Origin of the sequence: Gordonia oleivorans, from assembly GCF_040044975.1 — a bacterium.
GTDB classification, from domain to species: domain Bacteria; phylum Actinomycetota; class Actinomycetes; order Mycobacteriales; family Mycobacteriaceae; genus Gordonia; species Gordonia oleivorans.
In genome coordinates, this window is sequence record NZ_JBDZDI010000002.1 from 254,950 (window position 1) to 275,257 (window position 20,308).

Here is a 20,308-nt window from a genome sequence, read left to right on the forward strand (position 1 = left end):
CCCCTCGGCGTTCATGACCGGCGTCACGTCGCCGGGCACCGTCGGCTATTCTGATCACGTGCGTATCCAGATCGGGGGCAGAGGATGACGAGGTCGATGGGTCGGCACCGACGACACGGTGACGCAAACAGTGATGATGCAGGTCGGGACGCGGACCGTGACGGCTCCGAGGTGGCCGTTGCCCGGCCCGGCGTCGTCGAAGCCGGCCGTCCGGCGACCGGCCGGTACCTGCCGGACTGGCAGAACACCGTTCCGCGGTTGACCTCGGAACAGACCCGCATCTCCATCGCCACCCCGCGGCGTGCCACCAGCGCGGAGCTCGCTGGGCAGCGGATTCAGGAAGCCCTCGACGGCTGGGCGGCCGCCGGTGCGGCCGCCAACGTCGCGATGCAACTGGGCTGGCCGGAAGTGGGCTACGGCGTGATGGAATCCCGCGTCGAATCCGGGGCGCTGATGGTGCATCCGTGGAAGCGCCTACGCACCACCGCCCAGTACCTCGCCGTGGCCATTCTCGGCACCGAGGACGAGCGGGCCGCCTACCGCGAGGCGGTGAACTCGGCCCATCGTCACGTGCGCAGCACCGAATCCTCGCCGGTGAAGTACAACGCCTTCGACCGGGAACTGCAGATGTGGGTCGCGGCATGTCTGTTCATCGGTTTCGAGGACACCCACCAGCTGCTGTTCGGAAAGATGACCCCCGAGCAGGCCGAGGAGTTCTACCAGAGTGCCCGCCCGCTCGGCACCACCCTGCAGGTGCCCGACGACATGTGGCCGGCCACACGCGCCGACTTCGAGCACTTCTGGAACGTGGCGTGTGAGCGGATCGCCTACGACGAGACGCAGCGAGAGTTCCTCAACCGGTTGATCGACCTGAAGATGGTCACCCCGCTGATGCGGTACCCCCTGCGGGGTCTCTTGCGGTTCCTGACGATCGGCTCGCTCGCGCCGGTTTTCCGCGAGCGGATGGGGCTGCAGTGGCGACCCATCGATCAGCGACGCTTCGACAATCTCTTCCTCTTCGTCGGCTTCACCAATCGTTTTCTGCCGCAACCACTTCGATTCTGGGCATTCCACCTGGGAATGGGTGATCTGCGACGTCGGATCCGCACCGGAAAGGATCTGGTGTGAGATGAAGACCATCAACCGCATCCTCGACCATCAGATGAAGGTCTCCGAGATCCTCGGAACCCTCATCCTCATCGGCATCCCCTACGGAATCGTCGGCGTGGTGTGGACCCTGACCCACACCGCGCACCTTGCCGACATCGACAACCCGGTCGACAAGGTCGTCTCCTTCCTCGGAGCGATCGTGTGCTGGCCCGTGCTGACGTTCGCCAACGTCACGATGACCTGAGACCGACCGGAGAAACGCTGATGATGACACTCGTAAGGCTCATCGACCTGTTCGTCGAGTTCGTGAAAATCCTGCTCGGACAGGGCCCCGGGGGACCGATCGTCCGCGTCCTGGCGTGGCTGGTGGTGATCGCGGTCGCCGCGGTGGCCGTCGCACTGGTGGCCTGGTTCGTCGTGTCGATCCCGGCCATCGTCGACGCGATCAACGGTTCCTGATCGAGTGGCGGCTATCGCCAGTGGGGTCGAGTCGCACGCCCCGCCGGTCGACTGGCGTCGAGCCGACTCTCCCCGCTGGTCGAGTGGCGTCGAGCCGCACCTCCCCGCTGGTCGAGTAGCGCCGTCCGAGCGAAGCGAGGCCGCCGCGTGTCGAGGCCACGCCAACCGGGCGCCGGAACCCACCCACAGCCATCGCCGCCACTGACCCTCGTATTCGAATTGGGCTGTCCGACGCGATCATCCGCGTTCAGGGTGTCGGCACGAGGAAGATCGCGCGGGCCGCGATGTCCCCGATGTCCAGGGTGTCGCCGTCGTCGATGGAAATCGAGATCGTGCCGGCGAACGGTCGTTTGCCGGTCACCGTCACCCGGCAGTCGAGCGCCACGCCGACCTCGTCGAAGTAGCGCAGCATCTCCGGGTCGTCGTCGGAGATCCGTGCGACGGTTCCCGATGCGCCGACGTCGAGATCGGCGAGCGAATCGGCATCGGGGGTCGGGACCGAACCGTCGACGGCCGGGATCGGATCACCGTGCGGGTCGCGGTTGGGATGACCGAGCTTGGCGTCGAGTCGCGCCATCAGCCGGTCGGACACCGCATGCTCGAGGACCTCGGCCTCGTCGTGCACCTCGTCCCAGCCGTAGCCGAGCTCGCGGACCAGGAAGGTCTCCAGCAGGCGATGTCGTCGGACCATGAGAACGGCTGCGGTGCGACCGGATTCGGTGAGCGTCACCGCGCCGTAGCGTTCGTGGGACACCAGGCCCTGATCGGCGAGTTTGCGGATCGATTCCGACGCGGTGGACGCCGACACGCCCATCTTGTCGGCGAGCAGCTTCGTGGTGACCTTGACCTCCGCCCATTCCTGGGAAGTCCAGATCACCTTCAGATAGTCCTGGGTCACCGTCGACAGCTCCGTCACCGCCTGTTCGGCTCCGGTGCCTCGGCGCGGCGTGGACGCTCCTTTGGTGGGCATATCGGCAAGCTTAGGTCGCCGTCGCACCAACGGCGACGCCGACGCTCCCACTGTGTGGTTCACGGTGCGAACGCCCGCACCTCGTCCGGTGCGCCGCCGGTATCGACATGTCCGGTTCACCGGTGTCGAACGACTGCGTCACGTCGGGTTCATTCGGGACGGCGGTGCTGGTTTGGTGCGCCGCCGCGCCGTAGTCTGGTCGGCGTGTTGCGTTGGCGAGGTCTGGACGATGTGCCCGCGGACTGGGGGCGTTGCGTGGTGACGATCGGTGTGTTCGACGGTGTCCATCGTGGTCATGCCGAGTTGATCGGTGCCGCGACGCGGGCCGCGCACGACCGGGGTGTGCCCGCGGTGCTGATGACGTTCGATCCGCATCCCGCCGAGGTGGTGCGCGCCGGCAACCACCCGCCGCAACTGACCACGCTGACCCGACGTGCCGAACTGGCCGAGCAGCTGAACATCGACGTGTTCTGTGTCATGCCGTTCACACCCGAACTGGCCTCGCGCACACCCAAGGACTTCGCCCACGACATCCTGGTGGAACGACTGCACGCCGCCGACGTGGTGGTCGGCGCGAACTTCACCTTCGGCAAGAAGGCCGCCGGTGACGTCGCCAAACTCGCCGAACTCGGTGCGAAGTTCGGGTTCGAGGTGCAGGCGATCTCGTTGTTCGGCGAGCATGCGGTGACCTACTCGTCGACCTACATCCGCTCCTGTGTGGCCGCCGGCGACGTCGAGCGGGCCGCCGAGGCGCTCGGCCGGCCGCACCGGGTCGAGGGAGTGGTCGTCCGCGGTGACGGCCGGGGTCGCGAATTGGGTTATCCGACAGCCAATGTCGCACCGCCGATGCATGCCGCCATCCCCGCCGACGGTGTGTACGCCGCGTGGTTCACGGTGCTCGGCGCCGGACCCGTCGTCGGGCAGGTCGTGCCGGGGGAGCGGTATCAGGCCGCCGTGTCGGTGGGCACCAACCCGACCTTCTCCGGGCGCACCCGCACCGTGGAGGCCTTCGTCCTCGACACCAGCGCCGACCTCTACGGCCAGCACGTCGCCGTCGACTTCGTCAGTCACATCCGCCCGATGGAACCCTTCGACAGCATCGACGGCCTGATCAAGGCCATCGCCGACGACGTCGACAAGACGCGGGTGCTGCTGGCGGCCGACAGCGCGGAGACGGACTGAGTTGACATCGACAACCGGACTCCGGATCTCCGGAGCTCTTTCCCTCGTGCTCGGAGTGCTCGCGGTGGTGGCGAGTTTCATGACCTGGGTGGATCTGTCGGACGTCGGTGCCGAGGTCTTCAACCCCACCGGCTTCGGGCCACGTCCACTCAGTCGGAAGCGGCTGACGCCGGGGCTACCCGCACTCGGTTGGGTGACGGTGCCCCTCGGTATCGCTGTGATCGTCGCCGGCGTGTTGGCCTCGATGGGCAGACGATTTGCTTCGGTCGTCGTGACCGGCTGCGGGGCGGCACTTCTGGTGATCGCGGTGTCGGTCTGCGTGTGGACCACGCGCGTGGCGATGAGCTTGGCCCAAATCGGGGCCGAGTCCATGTCGGGCAGCGTGGGTAGGCCGACCATGGGAGTGTTCGTGCTTCTCGCGGCAGGTCTGTGCGCGGTCCTGGTCGGTGTCGTGGGTGCGGCGTCGTCTACGACGGATTGCGACGCCCCCCGTCGTGCGGTGGGAACGTCATTGGCGGTGGCCATCGGGATCGGTGTCGCGCTCGGGGTGATCGCGGTCGCAGGTATCTGGTGGCTCTACTCCGAGCCACGCCACATGCCGTGGTGGAACGGGTCCTGACCACCGATTTGGGTGCACCACATCTCCGCTGGTAAATTGGTCTCTCGGCGTTGCTGCAGTCCGCGGTGGCACGCCGCCCACGAACCGTCCGGGTGGACGGGTTCGCAGGATCTGAAGTTGACGCGGTACTGAGAAACAGGAGTAATTCCATGGCGCTGACCGCTGCCGAGAAGAAGACCATCCTCACCGAGTACGGCCTGCACGAGACCGACACCGGTTCCCCCGAGGCCCAGGTGGCGCTGCTGACCAAGCGCATCACCGACCTCACCGAGCACCTCAAGACCCACAAGCACGATCACCACAGCCGTCGTGGTCTGCTGCTGCTGGTCGGCCGTCGTCGCCGCCTGCTCAAGTACGTCGCCAAGGTCGACATCAACCGTTACCGCTCGCTGATCGAGCGCCTCGGTCTGCGTCGCTGAGCGCATCCAGGCTTCATTGACATACCGCGAACCGGTCATCTCCGCTGGAGGTGGCCGGTTCGTCATATCGGCAGTGATAAACTGACCGACGGAATGTTGCCGTGACGATCATCTGATGCACGGAAGCGATGACGAGCCAGATCGGTTTTCGGTAGTGGCCGCCGGAACGTGACCCGGACGAACGGGTCGCAAGGTAGATGATTCCGGCCGCTTCGATCGAAGGCCGTCTGAGCACATGCGGTGCCGACGAGTGCACCGATCGCCTCCCGCCGACGATTTCTCTTCCCGGCAGTTCCGGGGCTGATGCACACGTGTACCCCGAATCGGGGATCACAGGACAGGTGTTCTGTGCGCACGTCGTGGCAGGCCCACAGCCGTACAACGAAGGCCGCGCGGACGCGGCCACCCCACGGCCGCACGACGCGGCCGCAACGAAGGGATCACCACCCCACATGTCAGATGTGACCACCAACGACGACTTCGCCGACGACTACGACGAAGCCATCACCGAGGCCACTGCCGTCATCGACAACGGCAGTTTCGGTACCCGCACCATCCGTTTCGAGACCGGACGCCTCGCCCTGCAGGCCGCCGGCTCGGTGACCGCCTACCTCGACGACGAGACCATGCTGCTCTCGACCACCGCGGCGTCCAAGCACCCAAAGGAGCATTTCGACTTCTTCCCGTTGACCGTCGACGTCGAAGAGCGGATGTATGCCGCCGGGCGTATCCCCGGTTCGTTCTTCCGTCGTGAGGGCCGCCCGTCCACCGACGCGATCCTCACCTGCCGCCTGATCGACCGTCCGCTGCGTCCGTCCTTCGTCGACGGCCTGCGCAACGAGATCCAGGTGGTCGTCACCATCCTCTCGCTCGACCCGAAGGACCTCTACGACGTCGTCGCGATCAACGCCGCGTCGGCCTCCACCCAGCTCGCCGGACTGCCGTTCTCCGGCCCGGTCGGCGGTGTGCGTGTCGCGCTCATCCCCACCGAGGAGAACAAGGCCGGCCAGTGGGTCGCCTTCCCGACCGTGGAGCAGCTCGAGGGCGCCGTGTTCGACATGGTCGTCGCCGGGCGCATCGTGGGTGGCGAGGGTGACACCGCCGACGTCGCGATCATGATGGTCGAGGCCGAGGCCACCGAGAACGTCATCGACCTCATCGCCGGTGGTGCCCAGGCGCCGACCGAGTCGATCGTCGCCGAGGGCCTCGAGGCCGCCAAGCCGTTCATCGCGCGTCTCTGCGAGGCACAGAAGTCGCTCGCCGACGCCGCCGCCAAGGCGACCGCGGAGTTCCCGCTGTTCCCGCCGTACGAGTCCGACGTCTTCGACGCCGTCTCCGCCGCCGCGAGCGAGCAGCTGAGCCAGATCCTCACCATCGCCGGCAAGCAGGAACGCGACGAGAAGACCGACGAACTCAAGGCGCAGATCCTCGATCAGCTCGGCGCGCAGTTCGAGGGACGTGAGAAGGAGATCGGTGCGGCCTACCGCTCGGTCACCAAGAAGCTGGTGCGCCAGCGCATCCTGACCGACCACTTCCGCATCGACGGCCGCGGCATCACCGACATCCGGTCGCTGTCGGCGGAGGTCGCGGTCATCCCGCGTGCCCACGGCAGCGCATTGTTCGAGCGTGGCGAGACCCAGATCCTGGGCGTCACCACCCTCGACATGGTGAAGATGGCCCAGCAGATCGACTCGCTGACGCCGGAAACCTCCAAGCGTTACATGCACCACTACAACTTCCCGCCGTACTCGACCGGTGAGACCGGTCGCGTCGGGTCGCCCAAGCGCCGCGAGATCGGCCACGGCGCGCTCGCCGAGCGTGCCCTGGTGCCGGTCATCCCGAGCGTCGAGGACTTCCCGTACGCGATCCGTCAGGTCTCGGAAGCGTTGGGCTCCAACGGTTCCACCTCGATGGGCTCGGTGTGCGCCTCCACCATGTCGCTGCTGAATGCCGGTGTGCCGCTGCGCGCCCCGGTCGCCGGCATCGCCATGGGTCTGGTCTCCGACACCGTCGACGGCGAAACCCGTTACGTCGCACTGACCGACATTCTCGGCGCCGAAGATGCCTTCGGCGACATGGACTTCAAGGTCGCCGGCACCAAGGACTTCGTCACCGCCCTGCAGCTCGACACCAAGCTCGACGGCATCCCCAGCCAGGTGCTGGCCGGTGCGCTGAGCCAGGCCAAGGACGCGCGTCTGACCATCCTGGACGTGATGGCCGAGGCGATCGACGAGCCCGACGAGATGAGCCCGTACGCCCCGCGGATCACCACCATCAAGATCCCGATGGACAAGATCGGTGAGCTGATCGGCCCCAAGGGCAAGACCATCAACGGCATCACCGAGGACACCGGCGCCAGCATCTCCATCGAGGACGACGGCACCGTGTTCATCGGCGCCTCCGACGGCGAGTCGGCGCAGGCCGCGATCGACAAGGTCAACGCCATCGCCAACCCGCAGCTGCCGAAGGTGGGCGAGCGGTTCCTCGGCACGGTCGTCAAGACCACCGCATTCGGTGCGTTCGTGTCGCTGCTGCCGGGTCGCGACGGTCTGGTGCACATCTCCAAGCTCGGCAAGGGCAAGCGCATCAACAAGGTCGAGGACGTCGTGAACGTCGGATCGAAGCTGCGTGTGGAGATCGCCGACATCGACGAGCGCGGCAAGATCAGCCTGGTGCCGGTGGACGAGGACGCCAAGTCCGACGCCCCGGCCGAGAAGGCGACCGCCGACGCCTGATCTGCCTCCCAGACGCACCGCGGCCCCCGACCGATTGGTCGGGGGCCGCGGTGTTTCTCTGCGTGGGTGGGTTCCTGCGTCGGTGCCGGCTCGCGCGAGCCGGGGTCGCTCGCGCGGGTCATCGACGGCCTGAGTGAGCCGAGAGGACCCGCACGAGCAGACTCGACCCGCGCGAACGGGACCTCAGTCGGACTTCGTGCCCGTCCAGGCCGGCCCCAACTTGCCGTCGGTGTGATCGGTGACGTTGCCCCGGATGAGGTACCAGCCGCCGATCATGGCCGCCGCGATGAGCGGGATACCGCCGACGACGACCCAGAAGTCGGTCTTCTCACCGAGATTCGGCGAGGCGAGCCACCCGGAGATCGCCAGAGCGACGACGACCCCGACGAGGAAGACCAGCCCGAAGATCGAGGTGTACGGATAGCCGGGCGCCTGGAACGGACTCTTCGGGATCACACCGCGATTGACCAACTGCCGCAGTCGAAGCTGACACGCGAAGATGGTGCCCCAGGTGAACACGATGCCCAGCGACGCCGCCTCCAAAGCGATGTCGAAGGCCTCGCCGGGCATCAGGATGTTCAGGATGACACCGAGGCAGTAGACGATGGCGGTCACGCCGATGCCGATCCACGGTACGCCCGAGCCGCTCATCCGGGTCATCATTTCCGGTGCCTGCTTGGACATTCCGAGGCTGCGCAGCACGCGGCCGGTGGAGTAGAGGCCCGAGTTCAGCGAGCTCATGGCGGCGACGATGAGCACGGCGTTGATCACGCCGCCCATCCAGCCCATGCCGAGCCGGGAGAACACGGTCACGAACGGACTCTCGACGTCGCCGGCGGCGTTGGTGCCGTACTCCGAGGTGGGCAGCATGCAGGCGAGCAGCAGGATCGAACCGCAGTAGAACACGCCGATGCGGAAGATGACGGCGTTGACGGCCTTGGGGACCTCGCGTTCGGGATTCTGCATCTCGCCGGCCGCGACACCGACGAGTTCGATGGCGGCGTAGGCGAACACGACGCCGGACAGCACCAGGATCGGGCCGTACCAGGCATACGGATCCGCGGTCGGCCAGAAGCCGCCATTGGACCACAGATTGGAGATTCCCGCCTGCGTGGTGCCGACATGGATGCCGCCGACCACCACGACCACACCGACGACGAGGAACAGGACGATGGCGCCCACCTTGAGGATGGAGGCCCAGAACTCGAACTCGCCGAAGGCCTTTGCCGAGAGCAGGTTGATGGCCAGGACCACCACCAGGGCGATCAGCGCGCTCACCGCGTTCGGCAACCCGGGAAACCAGAACTTCATGTACACGCCGACGGCGGACAATTCGGCGATTCCGGTCAGCGCCCAGTTCAGCCAGTACATCCAGCCGGTGACGTATGCGGCCTTCTCGCCGAAGAATTCACGCATGTAGGAGACGAAGGCGCCGCTCGTCGAACGATGCAACACCAACTCGCCGAGGGCCCGCATGAGGAAGTAGGCGACGAGTCCGGCGAACGCGTAGCTGAACAGCAGTGCCGGGCCGACGGAATGCAGGCGAGTCGCCGACCCCAGGAATAGACCGGTTCCGATCGCACCCCCGATGGCGATCATCTGGACGTGGCGTCGGCCGAGTTCCTGTTTGTAGCCGACCTGTTCGGCGGCGAGATGGGCGTGGGGAGTCGTGGTGGTTTCCGTCATCGATGTCCTCGTGGTCTGCGGTCCTCACGTGTGCGTGAGGCACTCGTTCTGTACACATGCCGTCGGGGTGACCGGGCGTGCGGGTGCGGACGTGCGTGGACGCTGTCCGTCGGGTGTGCTCTTCGTCGCCGGTTCGCCGACAACGGGGCACACGCCCAACCGAAAGTAGGGAACCGATGTTGCCCGATCATTACGATCAGGCGAGGTCACGTTACCGGCGGCGACATTTCCGACATTCCGGGTGCGCCCGGCCGATGATGTTGTGACCTATCCTGATTCGGAACGCGACCGAGACGAAAGGATGGGGTGTGGACGATCTCGCGGCGGCGCTGGGATCGCACCCACCGCTGGACTCACTCTCCGACGCCGAACTCGTGAGTATCGCCTCCCGGGCCACCGTCGCCTCGTTCGAATCGGGTGCGCAGATCGTCAACGGCTTCGTGACGTCCACGCATCTGCTCTGGGTGGTGCTCGCCGGACAGGTCGAGATCTTCAACCATCCGGAGCCCTCCGCCGACGGACCTGACGAAATCCTCGGCCCGGGAGGGATTTTTGGATACTCCTCGTTGCTGACGCGAGAACGTCAGGGACCGATCGCCGTCGCGGTCGGGCCCGTTCGGGTCTGCCGGATACCCGAAGATGCTGTGCGCCCGCTGTTCTCGGGACTTGCGGGTGCGAGATTCCTGGCGGGGCAACTGTCCTCGACCCGTCGGCGCGTGGTGAGCCCAACCCCCGGGCACGGAACGGTCGAGGAGTTGATCGTCACGGTCCCCGCAGTCGCATCGGCCGACGAGACCGTGGTTGCCGCCGCCGAGCGGATGACCGCAACCGGCCAGCCGCACGTGGTGATCCCGCATCCGGATGGACGTTTCGGCGTGCTCACCGACCGTGACATCCGCGTGCGCGTGGTCGCGGCGGGCCGCACGGCGAACACCCCGGTGGGTGAGGTCATGAGTTTTCCCGCCGTCACCGTCCGCGCCGACGCCCCGGCCTCCGATGTGCTCACGCTCATCGTCGAACGTGGGCTCGGCTGTGTGCCCGTGACGGGGCTCGACGGTGAACTCCGCGGGGTGGTGGTGCCCACCGACTTCGTTGCCGTTCCGGCGGGTCCGAGCATGACCCTGCGCCGACAGGTGGCCGACGCCGCGACGGTGACCGAATTGCAGGAACGGGCGCGGCGGATGCCATATCTGGTGGGCGATCTCGTGCGCGGTGGACAGCCCGCGGCGGAGATCACCCGGGTGCTCTCGCTGGTCCACGACGCCGTGGTGCGACGGGCGATCGAATTGGTGCTGGCCACGACGCCCCACCTGGATCCGGCTGCCATGACCTGGCTGTCGCTGGGCAGCAATGCCCGCCGTGAACCGGTCCTGAGTTCCGACGTGGACAGCGCGGTCTCCTTGAGCGATGAGCTCGAAGCGGCCGAGATCGACTCGTACCGAGCCGCATTCGCCGAGGTCGACACCATCCTGCGCGGCGCGGGACTGGTGGTCGACACCAACGGCGCCATCGCGTCGATGCCACTGTTCACCCGCACTCACGGTCAATGGCGTGCTGCCGCCCGCACCTGGCTGGATGCGCCCACCGAGAACAAGGGGATGATCTTCACCTCGCTGCTTCTCGACGCCCGGCCGATCTGGGGTGATCCCGGTCTGACCGCGGTCGCAGAGGTCTTCGGTGACCTGCGATCGCATCCGTCGACCCTGCGGATGCTGCTCGCCGAGGCTCTGGCGACACCGGCGCGGCTACGATCCATGCGCGATGTCCTCGTCCGCCGGACCGACACCGTCGACATCAAACGCCACGCACTGACCCCGCTCGTCAACATCGCCCGCTGGGGTGCCCTCGCGGTCGGCTCCGTGGAACTCGACACCCCGTCCCGGTTACGCGATGCCGGCGAATCGGAGGTGCTCGGCACCGACGCCGCCGCCACCCTCGTCGAGGTCTTCGATGTGCTGCAACGGATTCGGCTGAGGTATCAGCTCGAACAGATCGAACGACGCGAAGATCCGTCCGACATCATCACGATGCGCCGCCTCTCGCCCCTGGACCGAAGCCTGCTGGCCCAGGCGGTCCGCGAGATCTCCTCGGTGCAGCGCCGGATGGGCAATGTCGCGCAGTACGCGCCGGTGGAGGACTGGGGAGCCGGCACCGACCGGTGACCGATGATCCGCCGGTCGAGCCTTACCCCGCTGGCCACTCGCTGGCCCCCGGTGGTCGAGCCTGGTCGAGCCGGTGAGGAGCGCAAGCGGCGAGCCGTGTCGAGACCTCCGCAACCCGACAGCGAAACATGGTAAACGCCAACCGAACACAGATCTGCCGACGCTGACGGCGTTCACCCCCAACCGATTCGGCGCCGATCAGTTTTGTCGGTGGTCGTCGCTCCTCCGCAACCTGCGCTGTGATCGGCTTCCAGCTTCGTGTTGCGTGGTCTCGAGGCTCGTCGCCCTGGGGGCTCCTCGCTCCTCGACCGGCGGAAGGGCCACCTGGAGTTGTGGGATGCGGTGGTTCGATTGGCGGAGGGCAACCTCGGCCGGCGGCAGAAGACGGATCGACCGGGAAGCCAGGTAGCCTCGACGGCGTGTGCTTGATCCTGTTCGCCGTCGACGCATCCCCACGCCACCGGCTGATCCTCGCGGCCAACCGCGACGAATTCTTCTCGCGCAGTACCGAACCGGTGCACGCCTGGCCGGATCTGCCGATCATCGGCGGACGTGACCTGCAGGCCGGCGGGACCTGGATGGGGGTGTCGACCGTCGGCACCCGGCGCCTGGCCGCGGTGACCAACGTCCGCGACGGCGTCGCGCAACCGATGCCGGACAAACGGTCACGCGGGACGCTGCCCGTCGAGTTCCTGACCTCCGGTGAGTCGGCGCGCGCGTCGGCCGATGAACTCGTCGAGAGCGCGACCGACTACGCCCCGGTCAACCTGATCGTCGATGACGGGACCGACACATATTGGGCGACAAACCATCCCGAGCCACAGCTGCGCCGAGTGGAGCCGGGCGTGCACGGATTGTCCAACGGTCTGCTCGACGAGCCCTGGCCCAAGGTCACCCGCGGAGTGACCGCACTGGGAACCCATCTCGACGCCGAACCCTACGTGCTGCTGGATCTGTTGCATGACACCACGATTGCCGACGATGCGGCACTCCCGCACACCGGTGTGTCCCGCAAGCAGGAACGTGCGCTGTCGCCGATGTTCATCGACACCGGCGACTACGGCACGCGTGCAAGCACCGTCGTGCGCATCGGACACGACGGACACGGCGACATCACCGAACGACGCTATGCGCATGGACAGCAGCCACGGACCCTCGCACTGGAATTCTGAGCGCGGGGTAACGCCAGTACCTCCCACGGCGACGACTCCGCGCCTACCGTGAATCCATGACGATGGAGTACCGCCCGCTCGGGCGCACCGGTGTACGTGTCAGCCCGCTGTGTCTGGGCGCGATGATGTTCGGGCCGTGGGGCAATGACGACGTCGACGACAGCGTCGCGATCATCCACCGAGCCCTCGACGCCGGGGTCAACTTCATCGAGACCGCCGACGTGTACTCGGCGGGGGAGTCCAAACGCATCGTCGGCACGGCACTGGCAGGTCGCCGCGACGACGTCGTGCTGGCCACCAAGTTCTACATGCCGATGGGCGAGAACCCCAACGCCCGTGGCGGCTCACGCAAGTGGATCTTCCGTGAGGTCAAGGAATCGTTGCGGCGCCTGCAGACCGACTACATCGACCTCTACCAGGTGCATCGCCCCGACCCCGACACCGACGTCACCGAAACCCTCGGTGCCCTCACCGATCTCGTCGCGCAGGGCAAGATCCGGATGATCGGGTCGTCGTCGTACTCCGGCAGCCAGATCGTCGAGGCGCAGTGGGCGGCACGAGACCGCAACCTGTCGCGGTTCGTCACCGAACAGCCGCCGTACTCGATCCTGGTTCGCGGAATCGAGGAGGATGTCCTGCCCACCGCACGTCGGCACGGAATGGGCATCCTCACCTACAGTCCGCTGTCCGGCGGATGGCTGTCCGGCCGCTTCCGCAAGAACGCGAATGCCGCACCGGTGTCGAAGGCGCGGCCGGGGGCGCGTTTCGACATGTCCCGCCCGGACAATCAGGGCAAGCTGGACATCGTGGAAGAGCTTGCCGGTGTGGCCGATTCGGCGGGGCTGACGATGATCGAGCTCGCCATCGCATTCGTCATCCGCCATCCCGGCGTCACGTCGGCGATCGTCGGACCGCGCACGATGCAACAGCTGGAATCGTATCTACCGGCCACCGAGGTCCGCCTCGACGACGATGTCCTCGACCGCATCGACGAGTTGGTCGCGCCGGGGTGACGCTCAATCCCGACGACAACAGCTACGGAGCGCACGAACTCGTCGCGACACAACGACGCCGGCCGTAGCGGTTCGGCTAGGTTGACCGGATGACCAACGCCGTCCTCGACGTCCTACCGATCGCCGTCGCCCTGTTGATGGCATCGGTCCCGCTGGTCATGGTCAGCATGGCGCTGGTGATCAAACGGACGCCGATCATCGGGTGGTCGTTCCTCGGCGGATGGCTCGTCGGGCTGATCGTCACGCTCGTCGTTCTGATCGCCGTGGCCGATGTGTTCTCGCTGTCCGGTGGAAGGCGCCCGGCGGTGGCGGTGATCGGGCTGATCGTCGGCCTGCTGTTGCTGTGGCTCGGAGTCCGAAAGTGGTACGGCGCCTGGCGCGGTGCGGAGAAGTCCGAGGTGCCCGGCTGGTATGCGATGGTCGAGACCATCGGCGTGGCCAAGGCCGGTGCGCTCGGCGTCGGTATGGCCGCGGCGAATCCGAAGAACCTGCTGATCACGGTGTCTGCGTCGGCCGCGATCGCCGAGGCGACCGCCGACGTCGGCGCGCAGGCCGTGGCGCTCGCGGTGTTCGTGGTGGTCGGCAGTCTGGCGATCGCGGCTCCCACGGTGGTCACGACGATCGCCGGGACGCGAGCCGAGCCCGCCCTGGCCCGCATCGACGAGTGGGTGACCCGCCACAACTCGGTGATCGTGGGAACCGTGCTCATCGTCCTCGGTGTGGTGGTGGCATCAAACGCGCTGGAGGCGTTGTAGCCAGGTGTCGGCGGACATCCGACACGTCGAAGCCGGACCGGTCGGAGATCGACGCGGCCCGGCTTCGTCGGGGATTCAGTTGGTGGCGAACGGATTCGCGACCACCGGAAGGCCGAGGGCCTCGCCGACCTCGGGGGTGTAGAGCTCACCTGCATGGGTGCTCAGACCCGCCGCGAGGGCCGGGCTCTGGGCGAGGGCGGCCTCCCAGCCGAGATCGGCCAGGCGCAGCACATACGGCAGGGTGGCACCGGTGAGCGCCTGCGTGGAGGTGCGGGCGACGGTGCCCGGCATGTTGGCGACGCAGTAGAACACGCTGTCGTGCACGGTGAACGTCGGGTCTTCGTGGGTGGTGGGACGGGAATCTTCGAAGCAGCCGCCCTGATCGATGGCGATGTCGACCAGCACCGAACCCGGCTTCATCTGGGCGACAAGGCTGTTCGGCACGAGCACCGGGGCCTTGGCGCCGGGGACGAGGACGGCGCCGATGACGAGGTCGGCCTCGCGGATGGCCTCCGACAGTGCGAGGGTCGTGCTGTAGCGGGTGTGCACCCGGCCGCCGAACCGCGCGTCGATGGCGCGCAGCTTGGTGATGTCGAGGTCGAAGACGGTGACCTGGGCACCCATGCCCATCGCGATGGTCGCGGCGTTGACGCCGCTGACACCGCCGCCGATGACGACGACGTCGGCGGGTTCGGTCCCGGGCACGCCGCCCATCAGTGCGCCGCGCCCGCCTTCGGAACGCATCAGGTGGTAGGCGCCGACCTGCGGCGCGAGTCGTCCGGCGACCTCGCTCATCGGGGCGAGCAGCGGCAGCGAACCGTCGGCGCCGCGAACGGTCTCATATGCGATCGACGTGGTGCCCGACGCGAGGAGGGCGTCGGTGCATTCGCGGCTCGCGGCGAGGTGCAGGTAGGTGAACAGGGTCTGGCCCTTGCGCATGCGGTGGTACTCGGCCGCGATGGGTTCCTTGACCTTGAGGATCATCTCGGCCTGCTCCCACACCTCGTCGGCGGTGGACAGGATCTGTGCGCCGGCCTCCTTGAAGTCGGCGTCGGAGATGGCCGACCCCACGCCCGCTCCGGCCTCGATGACCACCTCGTGGCCGCGGTGGGTCAGTTCGGCGACCCCGGCCGGGGTGGCCGCGACGCGGTACTCGTGGTTCTTGATCTCGGTGGGAATGCCGATGCGCATCTGATGCTCCTGAAGGTTCGTCGGAAGTGTGGCGAGGAAAAGGTGGTGGATGAATGTTCCTCGATGAACGTGCCTCAAGAGTGAAGTAACTGCGGAAACAGAGCAATAGATATGACGATGATTCTCTATCTGGCTATTCTGGCGAAGATGAATCGACACGGAGGTGTGAGATGCCCACTCAGGTGAAGGATGTTCGGCCGCAACTCGACGACATCGATCGCCGGTTGCTGCGACATCTGCAGTCCGACGCCCGCATCACCAACAGTGACCTCGCCGCACGGGTGGGAATCGCGGCGTCGACCTGCCACGGACGAGTACGTCGGTTGCTGGACCTGGGCGTGATCCGCGGGTTCTTCGCCGACGTCGATCCCGCAGCCGTGGGACGTCCGCTCCGGGCGATGGTGGCGGTGAGCCTGCAGTCCGACGCACGAGGTCAGATCCGGCAGTTCGTCGCCGAGATCACCGGCCACGACGAGGTGATCGACGTCTTCTTCCTCGCCGGCACCGACGACTACCTGCTGCACGTCGCGACCGCGGACACCGAGACCCTGCGGAGGTTCGTCGAGATGCTCAACTCCCGTCGCGAGGTGGCCGGCACCACCACATCGCTGGTGTTCGACCACCAACGGGGGGACGCGCCCATCTTCTGACTCCCGCTTGCCATTTCCAGACATTCGACGAGTACGCATCACTTCGCGACCTGGGCTTTCGCCGACACTCTACTTCGAGAATGTCTAGAAATGGGCAAGCAGCGTGGAACGAGGCAGCACGTGGTCCAGTAACCCCACTGACAGCGCTCACCTCGACACTGACAGCGCTCACCTCGACACTGACAGCGCTCACCTCGACGCTGACGGCGCTCACCTCGACGCTGACGGCGCTCACCTCGACGCTGACGGCGCCCCGGCGCGGTTCGCGGACCGCGATCGTGCCCGCCAGGGCAGAATTCGGCGATCACGCCGACTGCATAGACTTGACGCCGACAAGCTTCGACCGGCTGGGCAGCCCAGCCACGACGAAAGGCCGGCATGACAGACGGCATCAAGGTTGGCGTGTTCGGCTCCAACGGCAAGGTGGGCAAGGCGATCGTGGCCGGTGTCGAGGAGGCCCCCGATCTCACGTTCAGCGCAGGGGTCGACAAGGGTGACGACCCGGCGCTGTTCGTCGAGTCCGGCACCCAGGTCGTGGTCGACTTCACCCACCCCGACGTCGTGATGAACAACCTGAAGTTCCTGATCGACAACGGAATCCATGCGGTCGTCGGTACCACCGGCTTCACCGAGGAGCGACTCGCGCAGGTGCGGGAGTGGCTGTCGGCGGCCCCGGACGTGGGTGTGCTCATCGCCCCGAACTTCGCCATCGGAGCCGTACTGTGCATGCGGTTCGCGCAGCAGGCCGCCCGCTTCTTCGACTCCGTCGAGGTGATCGAACTGCATCATCCGGCGAAGGCCGACGCGCCGTCGGGCACCGCATTCCGCACTGCGTCGCTGATCGCCGAGGCCCGAGAGGCCGCCGGAGTCGGCGTCAGCCCCGACGCCACCACCAGCGAACTCGACGGTGCACGCGGCGCCGTCGTCGACGGGGTGCGGGTGCACTCGGTGCGTCTGGCCGGATTGGTCGCCCATCAGGAGGTGCTGCTGGGCACGCAGGGGGAGACGCTGACCATCCGCCACGATTCGCTCGACCGCACCTCCTTCGTTCCGGGTGTCCTCCTCGGTGTCCGCAACGTCGCCGACCGACCCGGACTCACCGTCGGCCTCGACGCCCTGATGGACCTCTAGACCGGATGACCGCAGAGATGGCCTCCGACAGCAAACCCCGCAAGCAACGCAACCGCGACGCCCGGCCGATCGTGTGGATGATCGCGTTCCTCGTCATCGCCATGTGCGTGTACTTCGTGCTGCTCGGGCAGCGGGGCATCGACTTGATCTCCAGCGGCACCGCCGCCGGCATCGGTATCGGCATCGGCGTGCTCATCCTGCCGTTCCTCGGGATCTGGATGATCGTCGCGACCCTGCGCGCCGGCATCGAGCATCAGAAACTCGCGCGGATCATGGCGGAGGAGGGTCGTGAACTCGATGTCTCCGATCTGCCGCGGCGTCCGTCGGGCCGGATCGAACGCGACGCCGCCGACGACCTTTTCGCACAGGTGAAGACGGAGTGGGAAGCCGACCCGGAGAACTGGCGCAACACCTACCGCATCGCCCGCGCGTACGACTACGCGGGCGACCGCAGTCGGGCGCGGCAGATGATGAAACGTGCTGTCGCACAGTTCCGTGAGTCGCCCGAGGAGCGTTCGGCATGAGTCGTCTGCTCATCGTTCATCACACGCCGTCCCCGCATTGTCAGGCGATGTTCGAGGCGGTGATCTCCGGCGCCACCGACCCCGAGATCGAGGGCGTCGAGGTCGTGCGCCGGGCCGCGCTGTCGGTGTCGGCGAGTGACTTCCTCGAGGCTGACGGATATCTGCTCGGCACACCCGCCAATCTCGGATACATCAGCGGTGCGCTGAAGCACGCCTTCGATGTCGCCTACTACCAGATCCTCGACTCGACGCGGGGCCGTCCGTTCGGCGCGTACCTGCACGGGAACGAGGGGACCGAGGGTGCGGTGAACGCGATCGACCGGATCACCGCGGGTCTCGGCTGGACCAAGGCCGCCGACTACGTCGTCGTGTCGGAGAAGCCCGGCAAGGACGACCTCGAGAAGTGTTGGGAGTTGGGGGCCACGGTCGCCGCCGGGTTGATGGAGTCGTGAGGGGCACCATTCACTCCGGTGGCCGCGGACACACCGCATCGGTGACATAGGCGGCGATCGCCGCGTGCGTCAGAAACCGGCCCGGCGACAGCAACTCCGCGAAGGTCACGCTGACCATGAACTCCATCGCCGTCCGCGGATCGGGCTGCAGGTGGCCGGCGAGTTCCGAGCCCTCCACATGTGCCAGCGAGCGGTCGGTGACGATGTCGACGATGGTCCGGTGATCGGGAGTGCGGATCATCCACGGCGTCAGGGCCGCCCCGTCGAAGCGCAGGACGGCCTGGACGATCTCGTTGGTGGCGTTGAAGTCGAGGACCTCGCGCACCAGCATGTGAACGGTCTCGCGTGGTTCGTCGGCGAAGCGCAGACGGGTCAGGAGAACACTCTCCAGCGCATCGAGTTCGGCGTCGATCAGCGCGGAGATCAACTGATCGCGAGACGCGAAGCGGCGGTAGACCGTGGCGCGACTCAGCCCGGACTCCTTGGCGACGGCGGCGAGTGTCAGTGCACCCACACCGACGCGCCGAATGACTGCGCGCGCCGCGCCCGTGACCCGGTCGTTCTGTGGCATGGGGAGAATCTTAGCGAGCCGATCTGAGACACACTGTCCAATACTGTCTCAAGTATGCGATGCTTCAACCATGACCGACTCACTTCACGCCGAGCCCCGCACCGACACCGGCGAGTCGCCCTGGGACGCTCAGCGCGTGGAGCGCGACTATCAGGTGCGCGAGATCGACGGTGTGATCCCCGAGACGCTGCGCGGGGTCCTCTATCGGATCGGCCCCGGCCGGCTCGACGTCGGCGGACATCCCATGGGACACATCTTCGACGGCGACGGGATGGTCTCGCGAATCGCCCTCACGCCCTCCGGCGTGCACTATCGCAATCGCTACGTCCGCACCCGTGCCTACCATCACACCAACGAAACCGGCGCGCCGCCACGGGGTTTCTGCACCCAGCGGGCGGGTGGTCCGCTCGCCAACGCACTGCGCTTCCCGTGCAACACGTCGAACACCAGCGTGCTGGTCCATGACGACGCGCTGTACTCGCTCTGGGAGGGCGGACGCCCGCATCACCTCGATCCGGACACCCTCGAGACCTTCGGCACGGAGTCGTTCGGCGGAGCGCTCAAGCGGCTCGGAGCCTTCTCCGCCCACCTGAAGGTCGATCCGACGACGGGCGAGGTCTTCAACTTCGGACTGGACTTCTTCCCGCGCCCGGTGATCCGCTGCTATCGGCTGGTCCGCGGTCAGATGTTCCCGGTCCGGACCGTCCCGATCCGCACCCTCGGATTCGTCCACGACTTCGCGCTCACCGAGCGGCACATGGTCTTCATCCTGGGGCCACTGGTGGTCCGACGACCGATCCCCGTCGCACTAGGACTGCGGCCGTTCGACGATGCGCTGTCCTATCAACCGCAACGTGGCACCACCATCGTCCTCGTCCCCCGCGACGGGGCCGCACCCACGACGATCGAGTGCGACGCGATGTTCAACTTCCACGTCACCAACGCCTACGACAGCGGCGACGAGGTCATCGCCGAGATCGTCACCCACGAGTTCGAAGACGGATGGTCCGGATGGAACAAGTACCTGCGTGACTATCGCGGCAACATGGGATCGGCGTTCGGCGGAACGCTGACCAGGCTCCGCATCGACCGCCGACGGGCCACCGCGACACGAGAGACGGTGCACGAGAACGGATGCGAGTTCCCCCAACTCGACCCTCGTCGCGCCACCAGGGAGCATCGGTACTCCTATGTGGCCGAGGCGTCCCGGACCGGTGGGGAGCCGGACTCGATCGTGACCATCGATCACCGGAGCGGGCGATCGGGCCGCTACACCGTCGACGACGGCGCGACGGTGTGTGAGCCGTTGTTCGCCGCCGACCCCGACGCCGACGGGGCCGAGGGGCAGGGATGGCTGCTGAGCCTCGAACATGTTCCGGCCCTGCGGCGTTCCCGCCTGCTGGTGCTGCCGGCCGATGATCCGGGCCGCGGGCCGGTGGCCACGGCCACACTCGAGCATCACGTGCCGATGACCTTTCACGGGGCGTTCACCGCATCGCAGTAGGTG

Annotated in this window: 20 protein-coding genes; 16 read left to right on the forward strand and 4 right to left on the reverse strand. The window is 66.8% G+C overall.

The genetic code is table 11. The features are described 5' to 3' along the window. Positions 1–171 precede the first annotated feature (171 nt). The 3 genes from ABLE92_RS04630 to ABLE92_RS04640 are packed head-to-tail and all read left to right on the forward strand — an operon-like array spanning position 172 to position 1,569. Complete coding sequence (locus ABLE92_RS04630) at positions 172–1,128, forward strand: oxygenase MpaB family protein (RefSeq protein WP_496560766.1); 957 nt, start codon at positions 172–174, stop codon at positions 1,126–1,128. A 1-nt stretch (position 1,129) separates the two neighbouring features. Then, positions 1,130–1,354: a hypothetical protein gene (locus tag ABLE92_RS04635; protein WP_348803485.1), complete on the forward strand. Its 225-nt coding sequence runs from the start codon at positions 1,130–1,132 to the stop codon at positions 1,352–1,354. Between the two features lie 20 nt (positions 1,355–1,374). Continuing rightward, the gene (locus ABLE92_RS04640; RefSeq protein ID WP_348803486.1) at positions 1,375–1,569 is read left to right on the forward strand and encodes a hypothetical protein; all 195 of its coding nucleotides are present in this window, start codon (positions 1,375–1,377) and stop codon (positions 1,567–1,569) included. A gap of 247 nt (positions 1,570–1,816) precedes the next feature. Here ABLE92_RS04640 and ABLE92_RS04645 read toward each other — a convergent pair whose 3' ends face one another. Further along, entirely contained in the window at positions 1,817–2,539 is a 723-nt protein-coding gene (locus ABLE92_RS04645; RefSeq protein WP_348803487.1) for a metal-dependent transcriptional regulator, read from the reverse strand. A gap of 204 nt (positions 2,540–2,743) precedes the next feature. On the opposite strand from ABLE92_RS04645, the gene ABLE92_RS04650 reads away from it, so the two are divergent. From ABLE92_RS04650 to ABLE92_RS04665, 4 genes are all read left to right on the forward strand, one after another. Beyond that, positions 2,744–3,721, forward strand: coding sequence for a bifunctional riboflavin kinase/FAD synthetase (locus ABLE92_RS04650; RefSeq protein ID WP_348803488.1), 978 nt, complete (start codon positions 2,744–2,746; stop codon positions 3,719–3,721). Position 3,722: 1 nt separating this feature from the next. Beyond that, a complete protein-coding gene (locus ABLE92_RS04655; protein WP_348803489.1) occupies positions 3,723–4,340 on the forward strand; it encodes a hypothetical protein in 618 nt (205 codons plus the stop codon). A 149-nt stretch (positions 4,341–4,489) separates the two neighbouring features. Then, positions 4,490–4,759, forward strand: coding sequence for a 30S ribosomal protein S15 (gene rpsO / locus ABLE92_RS04660; RefSeq protein ID WP_348803490.1), 270 nt, complete (start codon positions 4,490–4,492; stop codon positions 4,757–4,759). Positions 4,760–5,211: 452 nt separating this feature from the next. Next, a complete protein-coding gene (locus ABLE92_RS04665; RefSeq protein ID WP_348803491.1) occupies positions 5,212–7,494 on the forward strand; it encodes a polyribonucleotide nucleotidyltransferase in 2,283 nt (760 codons plus the stop codon). Between the two features lie 183 nt (positions 7,495–7,677). Here ABLE92_RS04665 and ABLE92_RS04670 read toward each other — a convergent pair whose 3' ends face one another. Next, on the reverse strand, positions 7,678–9,180 hold the full coding sequence (locus tag ABLE92_RS04670; RefSeq protein ID WP_348803492.1) for an amino acid permease: 1,503 nt from the start codon (positions 9,178–9,180) through the stop codon (positions 7,678–7,680). A gap of 308 nt (positions 9,181–9,488) precedes the next feature. Between ABLE92_RS04670 and ABLE92_RS04675 the strand changes: the two genes are divergently transcribed. The 4 genes from ABLE92_RS04675 (at position 9,489) to ABLE92_RS04690 (ending at position 14,282) form a co-directional block, all read left to right on the forward strand. Beyond that, positions 9,489–11,342: a putative nucleotidyltransferase substrate binding domain-containing protein gene (locus tag ABLE92_RS04675; RefSeq protein WP_348803493.1), complete on the forward strand. Its 1,854-nt coding sequence runs from the start codon at positions 9,489–9,491 to the stop codon at positions 11,340–11,342. A 419-nt stretch (positions 11,343–11,761) separates the two neighbouring features. Continuing rightward, on the forward strand, positions 11,762–12,514 hold the full coding sequence (locus ABLE92_RS04680; RefSeq protein WP_348803494.1) for an NRDE family protein: 753 nt from the start codon (positions 11,762–11,764) through the stop codon (positions 12,512–12,514). 56 nt (positions 12,515–12,570) lie between these two features. Continuing rightward, a complete protein-coding gene (locus ABLE92_RS04685) occupies positions 12,571–13,527 on the forward strand; it encodes an aldo/keto reductase (RefSeq protein WP_348803495.1) in 957 nt (318 codons plus the stop codon). A gap of 89 nt (positions 13,528–13,616) precedes the next feature. After that, a complete protein-coding gene (locus ABLE92_RS04690) occupies positions 13,617–14,282 on the forward strand; it encodes a GAP family protein (RefSeq protein WP_348803496.1) in 666 nt (221 codons plus the stop codon). Positions 14,283–14,357: 75 nt separating this feature from the next. Here the strand turns inward: ABLE92_RS04690 and ald are convergent, their stop codons facing one another. Beyond that, positions 14,358–15,473 carry an alanine dehydrogenase gene (ald, locus tag ABLE92_RS04695; protein ID WP_348803497.1) on the reverse strand — a complete coding sequence of 372 codons (1,116 nt, stop codon included), beginning with the start codon at positions 15,471–15,473 and terminating at the stop codon, positions 14,358–14,360. Between the two features lie 170 nt (positions 15,474–15,643). Between ald and ABLE92_RS04700 the strand changes: the two genes are divergently transcribed. The 4 genes from ABLE92_RS04700 (at position 15,644) to ABLE92_RS04715 (ending at position 18,230) form a co-directional block, all read left to right on the forward strand. After that, the gene (locus ABLE92_RS04700; RefSeq protein WP_348803498.1) at positions 15,644–16,123 is read left to right on the forward strand and encodes an Lrp/AsnC family transcriptional regulator; all 480 of its coding nucleotides are present in this window, start codon (positions 15,644–15,646) and stop codon (positions 16,121–16,123) included. A gap of 378 nt (positions 16,124–16,501) precedes the next feature. Then, positions 16,502–17,254 carry a 4-hydroxy-tetrahydrodipicolinate reductase gene (gene dapB / locus ABLE92_RS04705; RefSeq protein WP_348803499.1) on the forward strand — a complete coding sequence of 251 codons (753 nt, stop codon included), beginning with the start codon at positions 16,502–16,504 and terminating at the stop codon, positions 17,252–17,254. A 5-nt stretch (positions 17,255–17,259) separates the two neighbouring features. Further along, positions 17,260–17,778, forward strand: a complete 519-nt coding sequence (locus tag ABLE92_RS04710; protein ID WP_425476142.1) for a hypothetical protein — start codon at positions 17,260–17,262, stop codon at positions 17,776–17,778. After that, positions 17,775–18,230 carry a flavodoxin family protein gene (locus ABLE92_RS04715; protein WP_348803500.1) on the forward strand — a complete coding sequence of 152 codons (456 nt, stop codon included), beginning with the start codon at positions 17,775–17,777 and terminating at the stop codon, positions 18,228–18,230. The genes ABLE92_RS04710 and ABLE92_RS04715 overlap by 4 nt, the downstream gene beginning before the upstream one ends. A 10-nt stretch (positions 18,231–18,240) precedes the next feature. On the opposite strand, the gene ABLE92_RS04720 is transcribed toward ABLE92_RS04715, so the two are convergent. Then, the gene (locus ABLE92_RS04720) at positions 18,241–18,801 is read right to left on the reverse strand and encodes a TetR/AcrR family transcriptional regulator (protein WP_348803501.1); all 561 of its coding nucleotides are present in this window, start codon (positions 18,799–18,801) and stop codon (positions 18,241–18,243) included. A 70-nt stretch (positions 18,802–18,871) separates the two neighbouring features. Between ABLE92_RS04720 and ABLE92_RS04725 the strand changes: the two genes are divergently transcribed. Continuing rightward, on the forward strand, positions 18,872–20,305 hold the full coding sequence (locus tag ABLE92_RS04725; protein WP_348803502.1) for a carotenoid oxygenase family protein: 1,434 nt from the start codon (positions 18,872–18,874) through the stop codon (positions 20,303–20,305). Positions 20,306–20,308 lie beyond the last annotated feature (3 nt).